General features: G+C 43.0%; 10 protein-coding genes and 1 pseudogene. 3 read left to right on the top strand and 8 right to left on the bottom strand.

Translation table 11 applies throughout. The features are described 5' to 3' along the window. Positions 1-68 precede the first annotated feature (68 nt). Positions 69-890 carry a CheR family methyltransferase gene (locus BDE36_RS08060; RefSeq protein ID WP_141814459.1) on the bottom strand — a complete coding sequence of 274 codons (822 nt, stop codon included), beginning with the start codon at positions 888-890 and terminating at the stop codon, positions 69-71. Positions 891-906: 16 nt separating this feature from the next. Continuing rightward, positions 907-4,407 (bottom strand): response regulator, encoded by a 3,501-nt coding sequence (locus BDE36_RS08055; RefSeq protein ID WP_141814458.1) that lies wholly within the window; start codon positions 4,405-4,407, stop codon positions 907-909. Positions 4,408-4,592: 185 nt separating this feature from the next. Here BDE36_RS08055 and BDE36_RS08050 point away from each other — a divergent pair. The 3 genes and pseudogenes from BDE36_RS08050 (at position 4,593) to BDE36_RS08040 (ending at position 7,108) form a co-directional block, all read left to right on the top strand. Then, positions 4,593-5,132 (top strand): annotated as a pseudogene (locus tag BDE36_RS08050) (YciE/YciF ferroxidase family protein). A 14-nt stretch (positions 5,133-5,146) separates the two neighbouring features. Then, positions 5,147-5,605: a ferritin-like domain-containing protein gene (locus tag BDE36_RS08045; protein WP_141814457.1), complete on the top strand. Its 459-nt coding sequence runs from the start codon at positions 5,147-5,149 to the stop codon at positions 5,603-5,605. Positions 5,606-5,776: 171 nt separating this feature from the next. Beyond that, positions 5,777-7,108 carry a sigma-54-dependent transcriptional regulator gene (locus tag BDE36_RS08040; RefSeq protein ID WP_128769399.1) on the top strand — a complete coding sequence of 444 codons (1,332 nt, stop codon included), beginning with the start codon at positions 5,777-5,779 and terminating at the stop codon, positions 7,106-7,108. 18 nt (positions 7,109-7,126) lie between these two features. Here BDE36_RS08040 and BDE36_RS08035 read toward each other — a convergent pair whose 3' ends face one another. The 6 genes from BDE36_RS08035 to BDE36_RS08010 form a co-directional block, all read right to left on the bottom strand. After that, entirely contained in the window at positions 7,127-9,595 is a 2,469-nt protein-coding gene (locus BDE36_RS08035; RefSeq protein ID WP_141814456.1) for an ATP-binding protein, read from the bottom strand. Positions 9,596-9,800: 205 nt separating this feature from the next. Next, entirely contained in the window at positions 9,801-11,165 is a 1,365-nt protein-coding gene (locus BDE36_RS08030; RefSeq protein ID WP_141814455.1) for an exonuclease domain-containing protein, read from the bottom strand. A gap of 116 nt (positions 11,166-11,281) precedes the next feature. Further along, on the bottom strand, positions 11,282-13,354 hold the full coding sequence (locus tag BDE36_RS08025; protein ID WP_141814454.1) for a cation:proton antiporter: 2,073 nt from the start codon (positions 13,352-13,354) through the stop codon (positions 11,282-11,284). A gap of 136 nt (positions 13,355-13,490) precedes the next feature. Then, positions 13,491-15,854, bottom strand: a complete 2,364-nt coding sequence (locus BDE36_RS08020; protein WP_141814453.1) for a glycoside hydrolase family 3 N-terminal domain-containing protein — start codon at positions 15,852-15,854, stop codon at positions 13,491-13,493. Positions 15,855-15,858: 4 nt separating this feature from the next. Next, entirely contained in the window at positions 15,859-18,480 is a 2,622-nt protein-coding gene (locus BDE36_RS08015) for a glycoside hydrolase family 2 protein (RefSeq protein ID WP_141814452.1), read from the bottom strand. A 111-nt stretch (positions 18,481-18,591) separates the two neighbouring features. Then, positions 18,592-20,889: a GH92 family glycosyl hydrolase gene (locus BDE36_RS08010; protein ID WP_141814451.1), complete on the bottom strand. Its 2,298-nt coding sequence runs from the start codon at positions 20,887-20,889 to the stop codon at positions 18,592-18,594. Between the last annotated feature and the right edge of the window lie 25 nt (positions 20,890-20,914).

The raw sequence follows: 20,914 nt of genomic DNA, 5'->3' as shown, positions 1-20,914 counted from the left end.
CGTCTGCAATACTCCTAAAGGTTGCATCTGAACGTTAAAATATTATGAAGGCGTGACTAATTCTAGCTTCACGAAATTTTCTGATAAATATTCTGAAATTTGTCTATAATTCTAAACCTCTTTGAAAGCTCTGTACCCCGAAGTATCTCCTTTGCACCGAGGCATAAAAAGCCTAAGGGACATAAACTATCATAGAAAAGCTGCAGGACTCTTTGCTGTAGCTCTGCGTTAAAATAAATGAGGACATTCCGGCAACAAATCATCTGAAACTCATTGAATACTCCGTCTGATACTAAATTATGAACAGAAAACAACGTGTTCTTTTTCAGCTGACCGGCGATCAGAGCGGCATCATACTGAGCTAGATAAAAGTCGGATAAAGATCCGGCAATACCTATCCTGTTGTAATTTTCTGAATACTGTTTCATGTTCGACAAACTATAAATTCCTCTCCGGGCCGTTTCTATCGCCTTTGGATTGATGTCCGTCCCATATAGGAACGTTCTTTTATATAAACCATCGCGCTCTAATAAGACGCCCAGCGAATATACTTCTTCCCCTGTCGAACACCCTGCGCTCCATATCTTAATCTCCTGAAAAGAAGCGAGATAGGGAAATACATTTTGTTTTAACGCTCCGAAAAACAAAGGGTCTCTAAACATCTCCGTGACATTTACAGTAACGTCAATGATGAATTCTTCAAAAAAATCAAGATCGTTGATCAAAAGTCCCTTCAAATCATAAAAAGAAAAATTCCGCAGTTCGAGAAGACGTGCCACCCGCCTCTTCAGAGAGGCTCTTGAATAACCATCAAAACTGAAGCCGTGAATATTATTGATCCAGTTAATCAATTCCTCAAGTTCTTCCGATGTAAGTTTTTCGTTATGCACAGGCTTCAATATAAATTTAACTCAACCAAACCCGCATCATGGACAGCAGTTTGTTGATATCCAGCGGCTTTGAAATATAATCATTTGCACCTGCCTCCACGCATTTTTCACGATCATTCTTCATCGCTTTAGCCGTGAGTGCTATTACAGGAAGATCGCGGTATTGATATTGTTTCCTGATTTCCCTAATAGCTTCATAACCGTCCATTTCCGGCATCATAAGATCCATTAAAACAATATCAATATCAGGATGCTCCTCAAGCTGCTGTAACGCCTCTTTACCGTTGTTGGCAATTTCAATTTTCAATTCAAAGTCTTGAAGAGCGCTTGATAAAGCGAATATATTACGCATATCATCATCCACAACCAATACATATTTACCTTTCAAAGCCTTTTCCATCGTAGAGTTATTTTTTTTCAATGGCTTGTCTGCTAAGGACGAGCCAGAGCGGGGAACAACCGTTTTAATCTTATTCATAAATAAACTCACCTCGTCAAGCAGTCTATGATTAGATTTACCACCCTTAAGAACCATTGCATTGGTATACTTCATTACAGTATGCATGGTCTCCTTATCCAGCTCCATAGCTGTATTTATCACAACTGGGATTCTGTTAAGCCGGGCATCTTCCTTTATTTTCTTCAAAAGCTCTACCCCCGAGATGTCAGGAAGCCTCAGGTCAAGAATGATACAATCAAATTGCATATCCTTCTCTAGTATATTGAGTGCCTCCTTACCATCAAAAGCCTGCACTACTGCAATATTACGGGCAGACAATTCTCCAGCAAGAACCTCGCTTACTACCTTCTGGTCCTCAACTACCAAAACCTTACAGAGTGCTGATTCTTCCCGGTCAACTATGAGGCTGTCAAATATTTCGTCGAGCTGTTCTTTATCAACCGGCTTTTGCAAAAATCCAACAGCCCCTTCTTTGCGGACTTTCGACTTCGCAGCATCTCCTGAAGACATCAGATGAACTGGAATATCTTTAGTTCGGATATCTTCCTTAAGCCTTTTCAACACCGTCCATCCATCCATAACAGGCAGCTTAATATCCAGAACAATAGCGTCGGGTTGTTGTTCCTGCGCCATTTTAAGTCCAACATCGCCCTGACTTGCAATTAACGGCCTAAAGTTCCTTTCTAGAGCATATTCTCTCAGTTGATTGGCAAAGATCTCGTCATCTTCGATTATCAGCAAGGTGTGAATATTTTCTGAACTGGAAAGTTTTGAAGCTTCAGAATCTGATTTCGTTAGTGTCTCCGGATTCACATTTAAATCAGGATGCTTATGTTCGTCCTGCTCTACGGGAGCCGCTTCAGCAGACTCTCCCTCTATTGGTAAAAGTAATGTAAATGTACTTCCCTGTTTAAACTGGCTTTCAACCTTTATTTCTCCCTGAAGTAAATGAACCAGTTCCCTGCAAATTGACAAGCCCAATCCAGTTCCGCCATATTTACGGCTTGTAGAACCATCTGCTTGTTTAAATGCCTCAAAAATAACTTTTTGCTGATCTCCGGAAATTCCTATACCCGTATCTTTAACCTGGAACGATATTACCTCCGAAGCAGCATATAATGCCTTATTAGTATACACCGTTTCAGGTCCCGCTTTGGATACAGATACCGTTACACTCCCTTTTTCAGGCGTAAACTTAAAGGCATTCGAAAGCAAATTCTTTAAAACCTGTTCTATACGAAGTTTATCTGATATGATCGAATCGGATACCCCAGGGCTAATCTGATATGAGAAGGTTATTCCCTTGCTATTCGCAACTTCGGCAAACAGCGATATCATATCATCTCTTAATTCATCAAGACTTACTTCTTCTATTGTAAGATCAAGCTTTCCTGATTCTATTTTCGATAGGTCGAGTATGTCATTTATTAATGTCAGAAGATCACTCCCTGCATTATGAATCACACCTGCATATTTTATTTGATCCGCAGTCAGATTTTCCTGCTTATTCTCTTTTAGGATTTTGGCCAGAATCAGGATACTGTTAAGTGGAGTTCGCAGTTCGTGGCTCATATTGGCAAGGAATTCCGATTTATACCTGCCTGTCTGCTCCAGTTCCTGAGCCTTTAAATCAATAGCTTCTTTCGTTTTTTCAATGATCCTGTTTCTCTCTTCCAGCATCTCAGCTTTTTCTTCCAGTTCCGCATTCATTTGTCTGAGTTCCTCCTGCTGTACCGTGAGTTCTTCTTCAGAAGCCTGAAGCTGATGAGTTTTCTGCAAAAGCTCCTCGTTCGCGGCCCGCAGCTCTTCATGCTGGCTTTCCAGCTCCTCCGCCTGCTGTCGCGTCTGATTAACCAGATTTCTTAACCGAACCCTTGCCTGGGCTGTATTAATCGCAATTCCGATAGCGTCTACCACTTCCCTGATGAAAGCTATTTTTATTTCCGAAATATCAAATGTAAAACCTAACTCAAGCACGCCCTTAACCTCATCTTCAAAGAGAATAGGTTGTATAAGCAAAGAGCGGGGAGCTGTATCGCCTGTCCCCGATTCAATGCGAATGTAGTCTTCAGGAACATCACTAAAGACAACAGCGGTTTTCTCAAGAGCCACCTGTCCAATCAATCCTTCTCCCGGCTCGAACTGCCTCGCTTTACCTTCCATTCCCCTCAATGCATAACTACCGCTAAGTGTAAGGGTGCCAGTTTCTCCTGAAAGATAAAGTGCACCCACCCTCGCGTCAACATACTTTGCCAATACTGTTATTACATTTCCGGATAACTTCGTTATGTCAAGTTCACCTCGTATTGCCGCATCTACTTCAGAAGAGCCTGTAAGTATCCAATTCTTTTTTTCATTTTCGCCTGTTATATGCCTTAATTCGATATTCGCATCCCTTATCCGCTCTTCAATCAGTTTCTGATGTTTAAAGGTTTTCCTAATGAAACTAAATACCAGTAATAACAAACAAAAGATCAAAAAAGATCCAGTCAGAATAATCGCCAGTGTCCTGCTGCCTGCCTCAGCGCTTTCTTTCTGTCGGTCTTCGAGCAACTTATTTTCCTCGTTTTCAATGCGTACTATGAATTCGTGAACCTTATTCATTAAAAACTGGGCATACACAACATGCACCTTTAATCTGGTAGTATTAAAGCTAGCACCAGAAGAGATTGAATCAATTATCCCTTCCATCTCATCAATCTTCCTCCCAGCGTAGTAATTTAAAGAATCAATGTTTTTTAACTGCCGGGGATTGTCATCGGCCATACGACGCAGTTCACTAATCATAGGCATCACTTGATTGACTTCCTGCCTGTATGATCTCAAAAAGCTATTAAGAGGCGTTATTACATATCCCCTTTGATTAGTTTCCGCATTGGTAAGCTTCTGTTGAATGTTTGCATTTAAGCTAATCATACGTTCTGCTTCCTCTACCCATTCGATATCGTCGCGCTGATCCTGAATACTTACAAAAGATACTATTGCCAGCAAAAAAACGATAAAGAGAGCAAGGCCAAATCCTGTAAGGACCTGCTGCTGAAAAGATAATTTTCGCATCTTTAATAATTGGACCTGTGTATATTTTTGATTCCTTAAGATTAAATTATACGGGCTGTCTTCTTTAAAGTTTCAGCAATAAGGCTACTTATAGCGCAAGAGTTTAACTCTATAAAATTCAACTTTATAAAACTCTTTAACTGGTACCATGTTTAATTCGATATAAAACTTAGAACTTAAATACTATGAAAAAACAGGATTCAAAATCAACCAGCGCTCCCATTGAAGAATCGGGACTTATGAATTTATTCAAAGACGAATTAAAAGATATCTACTGGGCTGAAAAGCACCTTGCTAAAGCTCTTCCTAAAATGGCAAAAGGAGCGACATCCGAAGAGCTCAGATCTTCCATAGAACAACATTTGACCGAAACAGAAAATCAAATCTCAAGATTAGAGCAGGTGTTTGAACTATTGGGAGTAAAAGCCGCAGGAAAAAAATGCGAAGCTATGGAGGGTCTCGTTGAAGAAGGAAAAACAATGCTGGAAGAGACTGAAGATGGCAGTATGACCCGTGACGCAGCAATAATCTCATCGGCACAGAAAATTGAGCACTATGAAATTGCTTCTTAAGGTACCCTTAAAACTCTTGCGAATACGTTAGGAATGTCAGAAGCAGCCAGCCTGCTTGAACAAACTCTTAACGAAGAGAAAAATACCGACGTAAAGCTGACCCAAATTGCAGAAGGATTTGTAAATGAGTCAGCAGGCGCCGAAAAAGAATAGCCTGGAGGTATATTATGGAAATTTCAAATGAAAAATCGGTCGCAAATCTTAAACATCTTCTTTCGATCTGTAATGACGGAAAAGAGGGATACAGAACTGCGTCCGATAATGCAGACTCAGCTGAATTGAAGGGCATTTTTACCACATATTCTATTCAGAGGGCAGAGTTTGAAATGCAGCTCAAAACATGCATCCAACAATGCAATGCCGATCCTGACAATGAAAGTGGCGGCCCTATTGGTGTCCTTCACCGAACATGGATGGATATAAAAGCAGCTTTATCATCTAATGATAATAAGGCGATATTAGAGGCTTGTATAACCGGAGAGAAAGCAGCAGTAGAAGCTTATGATAACGCACTTGAAGACAATGACCTAAGCCCTGAAGTAAGGCAGATTCTGGTCAGCCAGCGTGATGGTATAAATGATTGTCTGAGAAACATTCAGACTCTCGAGATTCAATACACTGCCTAACTTCGATAACATTGAAGAAGGGTGCCATTCTATTTGGGCACCCTTTTTTTATGACATTACCACGGAGCATAGTTACATCTTTGCCATTTTAAACAAATTTGTTCTGTTAAGAATGCCAGGGTACTATGCTTTTGTTATTTTTGTTCATGGCCTAAAAGCCGTTTTTAGAGTATGGCGAATATCCTGTTAGTAGAAGACGACACCACTTTCTCGATGATCCTGGAGAACTTCCTTCAAAAAAAGGGACATCAGATTGTTACCACCCACGATGTTAAGAGCAGTATTAAAGCCTTAGATTCCAAAAAGTATGATGTCTTACTGCTTGACTACCGGCTTCCTGACGGAAACGGGCTTGACGTAATGGTCGCTGCAAGGGAAAAAGATCAGAACGTCCCTGTAATAATCATGACAAGCTTTAATGATGTCCGCACCGCTGTCCGGGCGATCAGGTCCGGAGCTCTCGATTACATAACGAAACCCGTTAACCCTGACGAGTTGGCGATGATCCTGAATGAGGCTCTTGAAAGGAAAGAGTCTGCCCCTGTTAAACGCCAGGATGTTTTACCGGCTTTTATTGAGGGCGAAAGCGATGCTTCAAAAAAACTCCATGAATATATTCAACTGGTTGCGCCTACTGCTATGTCAGTAATTATTCAGGGAGAAAGCGGGACAGGTAAAGAGTATGTTGCCGGTTCTATACATCGGCTTAGCAAAAGAGCTTCGATGCCCTTTGTAGCCATCGACTGCGGGTCTTTATCTAAAGATCTCGCTGCAAGCGAACTGTTCGGACATGTCAAAGGCGCTTTCACCGGAGCTTTACAAGACAAAAAAGGACAATTTGAGACTGCAAACGGCGGTACTCTTTTTCTTGACGAAGTTGGCAATCTGAGCTATGAAGTTCAGGTAAAATTATTGCGGGCCTTGCAGGAACGGGTTATACAACCACTGGGAAGCACCAGGCAGATTAAGGTCGACGTGAGAATTATTACAGCTACAAATGACGACTTATTAAGCAGTGTTTCCAGGGGTGAGTTCCGCGAGGACCTTTATCACCGCCTCAATGAGTTCAAAATACAGGTACCTTCTTTGCGGAGCAGGGATAACGATCTTCAGGTTTTCATCAAGCATTTTATTACTCTGGCCAACATCGAACTCGATCGAAATGTCAAAAAACTTTCCCCGCAGGTAAATGACATTTTCAAACAATACGATTGGCCGGGCAATCTGCGCGAATTAAAAAATGTCATTAAGAGAATGGTGCTGCTTTCGGGGGGTGAAGAAGCGGGGATAGAATCTCTGCCTGAAGAAATGATAGCTTCCGTTAATCAGCCTGTTAAACAACCTTCAGGGACCGATCTTAAAGCCATTAATGAAGCAACAGAAAAAGAATTGATTACAGAAACCCTTAGAAAGGTGAAATATAACAAATCGCAGGCGGCAAAGCTCCTTAATATTGACCGCACGACCTTATATAATAAGATGGAAAAGTATCAGATTGAATAGCTGGTATATATGCCCAAACTAGAACTTCAGCTCATTTAGCTCTCCTGCATACAAATAGATCCTCTTTTTCTGCTCGTTATGCAGGGTATTACTATTGTGAATCATTATCTCTTCGGCCCTGAACTTAGCAGCCAGATCTTTTGCACCAATCTGGGCGGTCCTCCCTGCTATACGATGCAATAATAACGACACTTCCGAGATTTGATCCCTTTCCATTGCTATTTTAAGCTGACCCAAGTCGACTAAAGTATCATCTTCAAAGCGCTGGATAATCTTTTTAATAAGGTCTTTATCACCATAGGCCATCTTTTCAACGGCCGAAAGGTCAACATTCGCGCTTATTGGCTCTTCCTTCTTGCCCTCAACTCCCTGCTGGTTAAATAACAAGCTAAGTAATTCCGACTCTCTAAAGGGCTTCATCAGCAAGCCGTCAAAGCCCTGCGAAAGAATCGACGATCGCTCATCAGGTAGTGCCTGCGCAGTTAAAGCATAGATTTTCACATAGGAGGGAATCTTTTCGCGAAGCAATTTACAAAGTTCTGCTCCATTCATCTGGGGCATACGCATATCCATAAATACAACCTTGAGATCATCGGGTGGCTGCTGTGCAAGTACATCCCGGGGCAACGTAAAGCAGGAATGTGTAATGCCATTCTTATTGAAAACAGACGAGCAAAGCTGAAGGATAAACTGATCGTCATCAACGATCCAGACCTGCCCGCTAAAACTCCTCACAAATGGATCTTTCGGTTCAAGCGACTTAACAACCGTCGCTTTTGGAATGGCGAATCGAAGCTTTACGGTAAAACAGGATCCTTTGCCAGGTTCACTTTCTGCTTCAACTCTCCCACCTTGTCCCTCTGTCAGGGCCTTTACGATACTCAAGCCTAATCCGGTACCATTCGCATTATTCGCAGCCGTCGCGTCTGCCTGCTCAAATTCCTCAAAGATGTTATTCAGGTCCTCTTGAGCAATGCCAACACCTGTATCTTTTACAGCAAACGTAAAATAGCTTCTTCGTTTAATATCCTTATTACTTACAGTTAAGGAAACTTCACCCTTCTCCGTAAATTTGATAGCATTACCCAGCAGGTTTATTAGTATTTGCTTTAACCTGAAAGGATCCCCCGTTATTAAATCGGTCTCGGTGATGTTGGTATAGAGGGCCAGTTTTAGCGACTTCCTTTCCGCCTGGGGTCTCATAATTGTCATTACTTCATCTAAAAGGCGCCAGATACTGAACGTGCTTCTGGTAAACTTAAATCTTCCTGATACGATACGACTGTAATCAAGCACCTCGTTCACGATATGAAGCAGGTGTATCGATGAATGATATATCGCATTGATGTCCTCTTTAGCAGGCTTATCATTATCCTTGATCTGTTCGGCGTAACCAATAATCGATTGCAGGGGAGTACGAATTTCATGGCTCATACTCGAAAGGAACCGTTGTTTCGCCATACCGTGGTATTCGGCCTCATCCTTAGCCATTTCCAGTTCCTCACGGTAGGTATTACTTCGGCTTATATCGGTCAGTATAAGATAAGCAAGTAACGCCGTTATCAGTATAAAAGCGAGCATAATCAGTTCAATGCTTCTGGCACTTCTGTTGACAACTGCAGTAGCTTTACTATTATTCAGATCAACCTGCCTGATCACTTCCTTTTCTACTTGCTGGAGAATGACCAGCATTTGATTAATAAGAATATTTCCAGCGTTAGAAAGCTCAATTTCGCGATTGATAAAGCTTACCCGACGCTGTTTCTGACGTTTGGCAATCCTCTCGACAGCTTTCTCCATAGCATGTATCACGCTATCTGAATTAGCTCTCGCAAGGGTGTCCACGGTGATACTCACTTCCTCCTTCACCATCTCAGGATTCTTATCGTTTTTTTTCCTGCCAAATATCCGGTTAAAGATCCCGCGGTCTCTGTTCTTTCTGCTGTCGTCCTGCTCTGCCACTCTCGTCGTCGAGAACTTCTGCTCTGTGGTAACGATAGTACTATCAATTTCAGAAGAACTCTTATCAATAAGGCCGCTAAGGGAGCTTAACTGCCTGGCGAAGTCTCTGCCATTTACCAATCCCTCCCGAACCTTTATATAACTCATAAACAGCCTGTCCCTCTCCCTGAGCAAACTCTTCATTTTGTCGATCCGTTTTACCTGAATGGTATCATAAGCATAAAGGCGGCGAAGGGAATCCATTGTTGCCCGCAGAGAATCTGATTCCTTAAGGAAGACTTTATAAGAGCCCGGTTTTCGTTGAAAAGCCTGAGAACGCTGGAGCTGATCAAGTTTAGTGATATCTCTAAAAAGGTCATTAACAATCTTCAGCCTTTCGTCGGGCGTGGAAATGCTCTGAACGGTCGCCAGCATTTCTTTAAAAGCAATTTTGCTTACCGCCCAGGCCAGAATAAGAGCCAGAAGCCCCACTCCAAAAGCGATAATCACTTTCCTTTTCATTGTATTCCGAAAAGAGTAACTCATTTAAACGTTGTTAACACCGCAACAAATAACTTACAAACCAACACGTTTGTTTTCTACTACAATTACCCCATTCCCGCTTCTTAAATCTTGATTCCTGATACCAGCTCCCTCGTTCTTGATTCTTGATTCTTCATACTCAAATCCTGATTCCTGATTCTTGAATCCTGATACTCGAATCTTGATTCCTGATACTAGATACTTGATTCTAAAGTCTCACCTTTTCCGGGAACCGGGATGCATGGTTCAATACCATATTTCGTATATAATCATTCGAAGGATGCGGATGTAATAACGTTTTAACGGAATTTATGTCGCTAATGGTATAATTGCGGGGAAGATACCCCATTCCGTAAACATTCCCCTGTTCCATAAGTATTATGCTCTGCTCTTCTACGGTACGGCCTTTATCTAACAACATAAACGAAGGCAAAGCGGTCTTAAGGTCTTCCAAAGCCTGTCGTACCCTGGCGTTATATTCTGCACTACCTTCGTCTCCGTTACATGCACCGCGACAGTAATTAGACAAAATACCATTGCAGCATTCATTATTCCGTTGTATGAAACAAAGCTTAGGACAAAGGTCAAACTTCTTCGTTAGCGAAATAAGAATGTTCCTTCCTTCCAGTAAACTGTTAAATGAAAATAAGGGACAAGAGCCTTTTTTCTTTTTATCGATTATCAGCCTGAGATATCCTCGTTGATCCTCATATAAATAAAGTCCAAAGGATTGTTCAAAACGTTTCATAGCCCGGTTGTTAGACGGCCATATACGCTTAATTTCTACCGCCTCGAGAATAAAAGCCATAAGTTCTGTCCCGCATTCAGTGAAACTAACGGAATGAATATTCTTCAGAAACTCCTGGCGTTGCCGCCCGGGATTATTTCCGGTAAAGTGAGAAAGTACTCTTTTTCTGAGATTTATTGCCTTTCCGACGTAAATAACATCCCCTTTTTGGTTCTTGAAATAGTAAACACCCGGTGACAAAGGAAGCTTGTCGATGTCCTCTTTCTGCAAATACGGCGGTAGCCGCTGTTCAGCTGAGCTCCGACCCAGCAATTGCAATATGTGTCCGTCTTCGTCTTTCTCTAATAGCATTGAAAACAACTTTGCTGTAGCCAGAGCGTCCCCTCCGGCCCTGTGCCTGTTTTCCAGAACGATATTAAGCCGGCTGCAAAGCTTGCCTAAGCTATAAGAGCTAAAACCAGGGAATATCTTACGACCCAGGCGAACGGTACATAGTTTTTTACATTGAAGGTTAAACCCAGCTAAAGAAAGATGATATTTTAGAAAGGAATAGTCAAAATTAACGTTATGTGCAACAAAGACCTTATCCCCGATCAGGTGATAGATATCGGCCGCTACTTCACGAAATGATGGAGCATTTTTAACCATCTCATCGCTTATACCGGTAAGGGCACTAATATAAGCTGGTATTGAAATGCCTGGATTTATTAATGTTTCATATTGATGTACTACGCTTTTTCCGTCATGCAGCAAAATAGCAATATCCGTTATGCCATTTGCAGAGGCATGACCTCCTGTTGTTTCGATATCAACTATAGCGTACATAATACAAAGATAAGGACTCGAATGCCAAAGAATTTAGCTAAAATAAGATAAACTTATTTTATAGATGAATTATAATAAAATATATCATCTTTTTGAATCCAGATCCAGCAGTGTAGCTACTGCTCGCCGGTTATCCCAATCGCTGCACTGTTGTAGGTGTAAGGATTTACCTGGGGATATACGAGTATTTTACTAACAGTACTAAAATAACGTTCAAGTTTGGTTTGCAGGCCTTCAAACGTTTTCTGATAGGACTGCGATTCTTTACGAGCTGCTACAAAAACCAGAAGATCATCGGCCTTAAGCCAACCTTTAAGTGAGGCGGCATGCTCCCAGTCGCTGTTATCAACAAAATTGAAATGTACTGTAATTTTCTTTATATCCAGAAAACTAACGATCGCATTTTCTGTCCGCAGAGAACAATGGCAATAAACTGGAGCTGAAAGCTCTTTAGCTAACGCACACACCTTTGAAAGCCAAAGAGAAAAACCGGCCTCGAATTCTGTAAATGGCGGACATATCAGAACAATCCTGTCGTGCACAGCAACTGGCCGGGTTAAATGGCATACGAAAAGATTTTTATCCGTATTGTCAATGATAGTTTCTGTTTTATCTCCCATAAACTTGTTAAGGAAGGTTGTTTTACGGGGCCAGCCTGATATAATCAGCGATGCGTCCTTTTCTCTCGATGTCCGTACAACCCCACTGGCAGCATTGTAATCTATAGTGGTGAGCACTTCCACCCCTGCTTCCGATGCGGAAGCATAATGCAATAAGCCCTCCAGTCTTTTCCTCGCTATCCGAAGATTATTCTCAGCATCTTCATTGTTATGAACCACCGAAAGAAGATGAATAGGCTGTGGTGATGTTTTGTCTTTCAGCAGCACCGCAAGATCAAGCATGGATTCCAGGTTATCAAAATTGGCAATCGGCATCAAAATGTTCTCCGGCGACTCGTCATTAGTTTTCTCTGGCTGGTAATCTTCTTCTGAAGCTACTATTTGCTTTGCTGCGTGTTCCGTCGCAAAGGAAGCAATTATACATGTCGCCAGAATAAGGATGACCGTGCCGTTCAGGATGTTTTTGTCAATAATGCCGGCTTTATACCCTACCAATATGATAGCAAGAGTCGCTGCGGCATGAGCGCTGCTTAAACCGAAAACAAGCAGCGATTGCGCCTTAGTGTACTTAAAGATCGTACCCGTAAGAAATGCAGCAAGCCATTTGCTTACAACCGCCATCACTGTCAGTACTCCTGCTACTATCAATGCCTGCGGCCCCTCAAGCAGTACCCTCAGATCTACTATCATCCCTACACTGATCAGAAAAAAAGGAATAAACAGCGCATTCCCGGTAAACTCTATTCTATTCATAAGTGACGAGGAAGCCGGAATAAGCCGGTTTAGAGCTAAGCCGGCAACGAAAGCCCCGATGATTGGCTCCACTCCTGCTGCCTGAGCAAGGAAAGCTGCAAAGAACACAACAGACAACACGAAAATGTAATGCGACGTTTTCTCACTTTCCAGCCTTGTAAAGAACCACTTGGTGATGCGGGGGATCACGATGAACATGACCAACGAAAATATAATAAGCGAAACGATCAGCTGTATCCAGAACTGAAAATTCAGGCTGCCGTCTCCTGATCCTATTATCACCGCCAGAATGATTAGCACAGCAGTATCGGTAAGTATAGTACCTCCCACTGCGATAGCGACCGCTTCATTCCTGGTTATTCCAAATTTAGTTACCACCGGGTACGCAACAAGGGTATGCGTAGCAAACATACTGGCGGTAAGAATAGACGCCTGCCACGAAAAATGAAGCAGGTAATAACAAACCGGCAAACCTAAAAGAAGAGGGATAGAAAAAGTAAAGAAGCCAAATGCAAAACTTTTGTACTTCTTCTTCTTAAACTCATTCATATCAAGTTCCAGCCCTGCTATGAACATAATATACAATAAGCCGATGGTGGAGAATAAGTCAATCGCAGAATTTTTCTCCAGGACATTAAATCCATTTGGGCCCACTACTATGCCTGAAATTATAAAACCAATGATCCCCGGAACTTTTATTTTACCTAAGATTAACGGAGAAAGAAGTATAATAAACAGGATTAGGGAGAATACCAGCACCGGACTTTTTAAAGGTAACTGAAACTCTGACAGAAGATGATGAGCGCTATTGTTCATATATTACCTTTTACAGCATCCACTTTGATAGGATAACTGCATGACAGATCGTTTCGTAAAGGTAATAAAAAACGTGAACCGTCGCTTGTCAATTGTCCCTTGTCAATTGTCAATTTTAACAGTCCTCCGTCAATTGTCAATTTTCCACTGTCAATTTTCCATTGATCCTGATATCTTCTGAAGAGGCTCCCGCCATTACGGTAAAGCTCCCGGGCTCAAGCAACCATTTCATTTCTGCATTTAGCAACATCAGCTCTGAATCTTTTAGCTGAAACTTAACAGTCTTCTGCTCTGCCGGACGAAGATGGATCCTTTCAAACTTCTTAAGCTGCTTCACCGGAGAAACGGTAGAGCTAACATTATCCCGGACGTAAAGTTGAGCAACCTCATCACCTGGTATGGAGCTAATATTCTTAATTTTAAATTGAACGGTGATAAGAGGAGCATTACTATCATCCGCTTTTGAGATACTCAGATCACTGTACTCAAACTTCGAGTAACTCAGTCCATAACCAAAACAATACAACGGAGATGACTTAACTTCAACATAGTCGTGAGGTACCGGCTTCTTTTGGTTATAATAAACCGGTAGCTGCCCAACCGACCGCGGTACCGAAACCGGCAGGCGACCGGCAGGATTATAATCGCCGAAAAGAACATCGGCTATTGCATTTCCTCCTTCCTGACCAGGGTACCATGCGTCAACAATAACAGGAACATGCTCCGATATCCAGTTGAGGTTCAGAGGACGCCCTTTTATAAGGACAACCACTACGGGCGTTCCAGTCTTAACCACCTCCTTTAAAAGCTCCAGCTGTTTACCCATTAGGTCCAGGCTGGCACGATCGAATCCTTCACCGCTTTCCATATCGCTCACTGCTACATCTGAAGCTTTCGCAGTAGCGGCGCCGGTGCTTTGATATTCGGTTTTAAAGTCCCGGGCGCTCGAACCGCCAAGTACTACTACAGCCACATCAGCATTTTTTGCCGCATCTACTGCTCGTTCGATCTCATCAGCGGAAGTGTCTCTTATTGCGCAACCCTTTACATAGTCAACACTTGTGGTACTCTCCACTTTCATTCTGATGCCTTCCAGCACAGTGACGACAGCCTCTTCGGCCTGTGGTGCTGTATAATCACCTAACTGGTTATATATATTGTCGGCATTCGGACCGATAACAGCAATGCTCTTCAACGTTTTTTTCAACGGAAGAACATTATTCACGTTCTTTAGAAGGACCAGCGATTCCTGTGCAACACGGCGGGCCAACTGAATATTATCTTTATTGCGAACTTCTTTACCTGCTTTTACAGGATCAACATAAGGATTCTCAAACAAGCCCATGGAAAACTTAATTCTCAGCACGCGTGCTACAGCAGTGTCTAATACAGCAGAGCTTACTTTTCCTGCCTTCACTGCCTCTATCAACGCCTTCCCATAACCATACCCGCTTAGATCTGCATCGACACCGGCATTGATTGCAAGAGTGGCAGCATCCTCAGCATTTGCAGCTACCTGGTGATTAGTCAGTAAGCCGCTTATGCTTCCGAGATCCGAAACTACAAATCCATTAAAGCCCCAATCCCTCCGCAATATATCTTTCAGTAAAACAGGGTTGGAAGAGCAAGGAATGCCGTCTATCGAATTATATGCAGTCATTACAGACAAGGCGCCTGCTTTGACGGCATCTTTAAAGGGAGGTAAGTACGATTGATGCAGCTCTCTCAGGCCGACACTTATACTTCCGCCGTTATGCCCTCCTTCGGGTACACCATAAGCAGCAAAATGTTTAAGCGTCGATACCACATTCTTACCCGACTTCAGGCTTCCTCCCTGAAAACCCTTAACCATAGCAATTCCCATCGCACCGTTCAGAACCGGATCTTCGCCGTATGTCTCTTCCACTCTCGACCACCTGGGTTCTCTTGCAAGATCAAGTACTGGTCCGTAACCAATATGTGCGCCTTGAGAGCGTGCTTCTGAAGCAATAGCCGACGCCATACGCTCGATAAGCGCGGGATTCCAGGTGCTGCTTTGCCCGATAGAGGTTGGAAAAACAGTGGTCCCGATCGCCATATGACCATGCGGACATTCTTCGGCCAGCAATAAAGGAATGCCAAGCCGTGTATTTTCAACGGCATATTTCTGTAAGGCGTTTGTTGCTTTGGCTGCCAGCACAGGGTTCAGCCCCGTTTTTAAGGTCTTTTTCGTCCAGGGATCAGCTCTTAACGTAGCCCAGAGCATTCCTGTTTGTTGCTCCTTAAGTGCCTGTTTGAACTGTGCGCTTACCCCTACTTTTTCACCCTGCTTATCATACATTTCCCATCCTAAAAGCACCGATATCTGTCCCACCTTCTCTTCCAGAGTCATCCTGCTGATCAGATCGTTTATTCTGCTTTCAACGGGAGCTGCAGGATCTTTGTACAGCGGTTTCTTTTGTCCTTTAACACAAAAGCCAGTACTTAATACAACCAGGGCAAACAATAAAACCTTCTTCATTTTATTATTTTATGGTAGCCTTCTGTTCGCTGACATTCCATCCCTTTACCGAGAGAACCGGATTTGCCACTGGTGATGGATATTCTATGATTATCGTCTTTTCGGCCCCCGGCATTACCGAAACGTAATTATCGTCATAGAAAGCGGGAAGTATCCTTTTACCCGTGGCCGGATCAAGAAGAGAAATACGATTAAAAAATGCCACTGGGTTTCCGGCAGGGTTCTTTAGTTTCACCTCCACCTTTCCTTTTCCAATAGCTTTTGCATCAGCAACCAATGCGACCTGTTTCATTTTATTCAGGCCTGAGTATTCCCCTTTTTGATTAGGATACCAGTAAAAATTATCGCAGAGCACCTGCTGTTTTTCATCAAGTATCTGAAGAGAAAGAAATGCGCCTTCCTCCTTGGAAAGTTCGTCGAGCTCCTTCTTTACAGAAAGGATCTTTTTAACCGACGATGGCTCAATATAGGCGAAGACTTGTGTTATCATTTTTTCTTTACCCGACATATCATACGTTTTAATTGCCAGCATAAGGTTCCGCTGCTGTTTAAAACCATTGTTCACAAGCATCACCGTTCCATCCACAGGATTACACATAATATTCAGAGAACGGCTACCTGCCCTTAACCCATATAAGCAAGCATTCGGATCAAGGTAATAATCATACATCTGTCCGCGCATAGCAGTCCATGGATTCTGCGTTTTCCAGATAATAACCCCGGTATACCAGTCCCACATATGAGAGCTAAATCCTTCCATAAGCCCCCGGTACTGGTCGTAATTAACCAGTTGCGCCTTGGTCGCAAAATCGCGAACATCCGAAGGCTTACCATATGGCTCTATAGACTGCTCATAACCAACACCTGTATAAGTGTGGTAGGTCCATACAGAATCTGCTTCCTCCGAAGGCTGCTGACCAGGTCTTGGAACAGGAACTTTCATATTCTCTTTAGGGATGAATCTCTCGAGCGATTCGTAATCTCCAACACCAACTGACCCTACTTCAGAGTTAAAAGGGAAAGTACGTTTCTCCCAGAAGGAACTGACCGGCTGAATGGTGTAAGGCCCGTCGCCGTTGCCGCCGATTATATTATACGACATCTCATCCGAATTGGAATAGTCAATAAACCAGCGAGTGCCGTCCAGTTTAGGAAGAATGGAATCTCTCAAAGGCACCAGAATATCCTCCGGAGGAGTGATTTCGTTCCCTCCGCACCACATTGCCAGAGAAGGATGGTTCCTCACCATCTTAATCATGTCTGCTGCCGACTCAAGAAAAAGATGGTGGTCATCAGGGTACTGTCTCCTTGTCCACTGATCTTCCTTCTTCATCGGGTCTACCCAGCGTCCGTTACAGTCGCCCGACATCCAGAAATCCTGCAATACCAGCATTCCATACCTGTCGCAGGCTTCATAAAACTCAGGGCGTTCTATCAGCGCTCCGCCCCAAATCCTGATGAGGTTGAGGTTCATATCCCGATGGTAACGGATCTCGGCATCGTAACGTTCGTTCGTAAAACGAAGCATCGCGTCAGAAATAATCCAGTTACCACCCTTAATAAAGACCTTCTGACCATTGACCAGTATTTGCTTGCTCTTTGTATCCGCGTTCCATTCTGTCTGAATTTCCCTCACTCCGAAACTGAGCTTTTCACTATCTGAAACAATCTTTCCTCCTTCAATAAACTGAAGGTTTGTAACGTACAGATCCTGCTTTCCGTAACCCGCAGGCCACCATAAACGCGGATTCTTCAGGATATGATCGGGTAACTCAACGGTAACACTACGTCCCGGCGCCACACTTACGTTTTTCGAGACCTTAGTTCCTTCCAAAGTATATTGTAAAATGCCCTCTATTCTTCTGTCCGTTGCATTCTCGAGCTCTGCTGACACTTTCACTGTTGCAGACTTCTGAAGTCCGTCCGTATTCCTTTTACCCGGAACGAGAGTGACTATATGGGGATTTTTAAGATTTATGGAACCGGTTTTCTCGATATAAACTTTATCCCAGATGCCTGTGTTGCGATCCCGGATAGGCCTGATCCAATCCCATCCTGCTACATACTGATGCGACACGTTCCTTGCAATTACTCCATCGCCGCCCTGTCCGCCATTGGGGTTTCCCACCGGATCAGGAGGGTATACAATTACAGCCAGACGATTATTCCCGTCCCGGGACAGCAACTTCGAGATGTTGAAGGTCTTCCGTAAGAACATTCCCTTATACGGCTCGGCGTTTACTTTTTTACCATTTAAGAATATCTCACAGCTGTAGTTGATACCTCTGAATGTCAGCCAAACCTGCTTCCCTCCAGATGGGTAATTCTCCTTAAAATCTTTTGTAAACCAATAGGTATAATAATCCCTTCCGGTGTGATAAATGTCAGGTATTTTCTCATTGTTCATTCCCCAGAAGGGATCCGGGACCTCATTATTCGCCAGCATCGAAGTAAGAACCGTTCCCGGAACAACTGCCGGCTTCCAGTTCGCCAGAGAATAGGTTTTCAAAGAAACCGCAGTACCTGACTCCTTGACTTCTTTCACAGCAGCCATCTTCCAGCCCGAATTTAACTCGTAACGGTCCTGTGCTTTTGCAGCAGTAAGAGCGATAACTAAACCCGACATTACGGGCACAATACATTTAAAAACACCCAGTTTACCAAACATAGAAAAATCAATAACTTGTTACTATTGCATCACTCCGCAACTTTCAACTCTTAACTTTTAACCTTCAACTCAAAAAGGTCTTTCCGCTGGCTTCGTACCCCAGGCAGAAGGTTTGCTTCCCATCTCGATAGTCATGGTTCCCCCGGCTACAATATCTTTGTAATGAATATACGACTTAGTATATTCTTTACCATTCAACACGATGCGCTGCACATACTTGTTGGCTGCAGAGTTGTTTTTAGTTATAACCCTGAAGGTCTTACCTGACCCCACCTGAAGAGTTGCGTCGTCAATAACCGGACTACCTATCACATATATCCCGTTCGCCGGATTTACCTGGTAGAAGCCCAGCGCAGAAAGTACATACCAGGCCGACATCTGGCCGACATCTTCATTTCCGCACAAACCATCAAACTTATCAGTATACAAGTGATCAAGAATATGCCTCACTTTATCAGCTGTTTTCCAGGGCTGACCAACAAAATTATATAGATATGAAATATGGTGACTTGGCTCATTTCCATGAGCATATTGGCCGATAAGGCCGCTAATATCGGGCGAAGCATGCTCTCCCAGATTTCCCTGAATAACAAAAAGCGAATCCAGTTTCTTTGTAAACCGATCCTCACCTCCCAAAAGTTCAATTAATCCCTTCGGATCCTGAGGAGCAAGCCAGGTGTACTGCCATGCGTTACCTTCGGTATAATCATTCTTGCCATGGATAGATTCAAAAGGATTAAAAGGAGTACGCCATTCATTGTCAGAAATCTTACCACGCATAAAACCAACCTCCTTATCGAAATAATTTTTGTAATAAAGGCCTCTCTTGTTAAAGTATCGGAAGTCCTCTTGTTTACCCAGTTTCTTCGCTACTGCACCAATTCCCCAATCCGCAATGGCATACTCAAGTCCCATTGCCACCGACTCGACAGTACTGTCAGCCGGGATATACCCGTATTTCTTTACATACTTCAGACCTCTTTCATCGAGCATTGCCGAATTTTTCATTGCTTCAAAAGCCAGGCTTGTGTCGAAGCCTTTAAAGTCTTTCATCACAGCATCTGCCACTACTATAATCCCAGGATTACCAACCATACAATCTGTCTCATTCCCCATCAGATGCCATACAGGCAGCTTACCTTGCTGCTTATAGATGGCCAGCATCGTATTGATCATATCGTTGACCTTATCTGGCTGCAGAATAGTAAATAGCGGGTGAGCAGCGCGGTAAGTATCCCACAACGAAAAAGTAGTAAGGTTTGTAAAAGAAGCATTTCTATACACCTTCTTATCCGTTCCGAGATAATCTTTATTATGATCATTAAAATAAGAAGGAGCAATCATAGTATGGTAGAGAGCCGTATAGAAAGTACGCATCCTTGCAGGATCAGCAGAGTGAACCAGCGCTCTCGACAGCTCTTTATTCCATGCAGCATCGGCAGCCACAACTGTATTATCAAAGTTCCAGCCCGGAAGTTCCGCTTTCATATTAGCTCCCGCATTTTCAATGCTCACAGGAGACAGTGCCACCTTTACCTGAATGACTTCTCCTGCCTTCGTTGTAAAACCAGCTTTTCCGAATACAAATCGTCCTTTCAAGGCGCTGCCACTCTTTTCTGCGGTGCTGTCTGAAACAACGAAAGAGGTCATCGGCTTGGAAAACACCATTCTAAACCATATCCGCTGATCTTTAGCCCAACCCGAAGAAAAACGATAGCCTGCAAGTGTGGTATCATTCACCTTCTCCAAATAAGTCTCTTTAGCCAGATCCCAACCGATTCCCTGTCTCAGGTCAATAACAATACCCGAATTCTCCGATTTCGGAAAGGTATAACGATGAAAACCAACGCGCGCAGTGGCAGTAAGTTCAGCTTTGATATCATACCGTTTTAATTTCACAGAGTAATATCCCGGTCTTGCTTTCTCCTCCTTATGAGAAAACAGAGAGACAAATCCGCTTTTTGGATCTTTAAGATTTCCTTTGGAGAAGCGTACATCTCCTGTCACGGGCATCAGGGCTATATCACCCAGGTCGCCTATCCCTGTTCCACTCAAATGAGTATGGGAGAAACCAACAATAGTCGAATCAGAATAATGATAACCAGAGCACCAATCCCAGCCTTGTGATAAGTTGACCGGACCCAGTTGAACCAGTCCGAACGGCACATTGGCGCCAAGGAATACATGGCCGTGAAAGCCGGTACCGATATACGGGTCAACATACCTTGTGAGGTTCTCTGGTTTATTAAGCGTCAACTTATGTTTTTTTTGCTTCTGCTGAGAAAAAGCACTCAATATTACAAGGCTAAAAGCCAAACTAAGAAAGTAGCTTCTCAAAGTTCCTGAAATTTGTCCTGATATATGCATGTTTGTTTTATTATTAAATCTCCGT

Origin of the sequence: Arcticibacter tournemirensis, assembly GCF_006716645.1 — a bacterium.
GTDB classification, from domain to species: Bacteria; Bacteroidota; Bacteroidia; order Sphingobacteriales; family Sphingobacteriaceae; genus Arcticibacter; species Arcticibacter tournemirensis.
Note: the sequence above shows the minus strand (reverse complement) of the source record. Positions and strands in the feature narration are given on the sequence as shown.

Coding starts and splice junctions, on each gene's coding strand:
- BDE36_RS08055 (WP_141814458.1), bottom strand. CDS start 4,407: ATGCGAAAATTATCTTTTCAGCAGCAGGTCCTTACAGGATTTGGCCTT.
- BDE36_RS08035 (WP_141814456.1), bottom strand. CDS start 9,595: ATGAGTTACTCTTTTCGGAATACAATGAAAAGGAAAGTGATTATCGCT.
- BDE36_RS08040 (WP_128769399.1), top strand. CDS start 5,777: ATGGCGAATATCCTGTTAGTAGAAGACGACACCACTTTCTCGATGATC.
- BDE36_RS08015 (WP_141814452.1), bottom strand. CDS start 18,480: ATGTCGGGTTTAGTTATCGCTCTTACTGCTGCAAAAGCACAGGACCGT.
- BDE36_RS08030 (WP_141814455.1), bottom strand. CDS start 11,165: ATGTACGCTATAGTTGATATCGAAACAACAGGAGGTCATGCCTCTGCA.
- BDE36_RS08010 (WP_141814451.1), bottom strand. CDS start 20,889: ATGCATATATCAGGACAAATTTCAGGAACTTTGAGAAGCTACTTTCTT.
- BDE36_RS08025 (WP_141814454.1), bottom strand. CDS start 13,354: ATGAACAATAGCGCTCATCATCTTCTGTCAGAGTTTCAGTTACCTTTA.
- BDE36_RS08020 (WP_141814453.1), bottom strand. CDS start 15,854: ATGAAGAAGGTTTTATTGTTTGCCCTGGTTGTATTAAGTACTGGCTTT.
- BDE36_RS08045 (WP_141814457.1), top strand. CDS start 5,147: ATGGAAATTTCAAATGAAAAATCGGTCGCAAATCTTAAACATCTTCTT.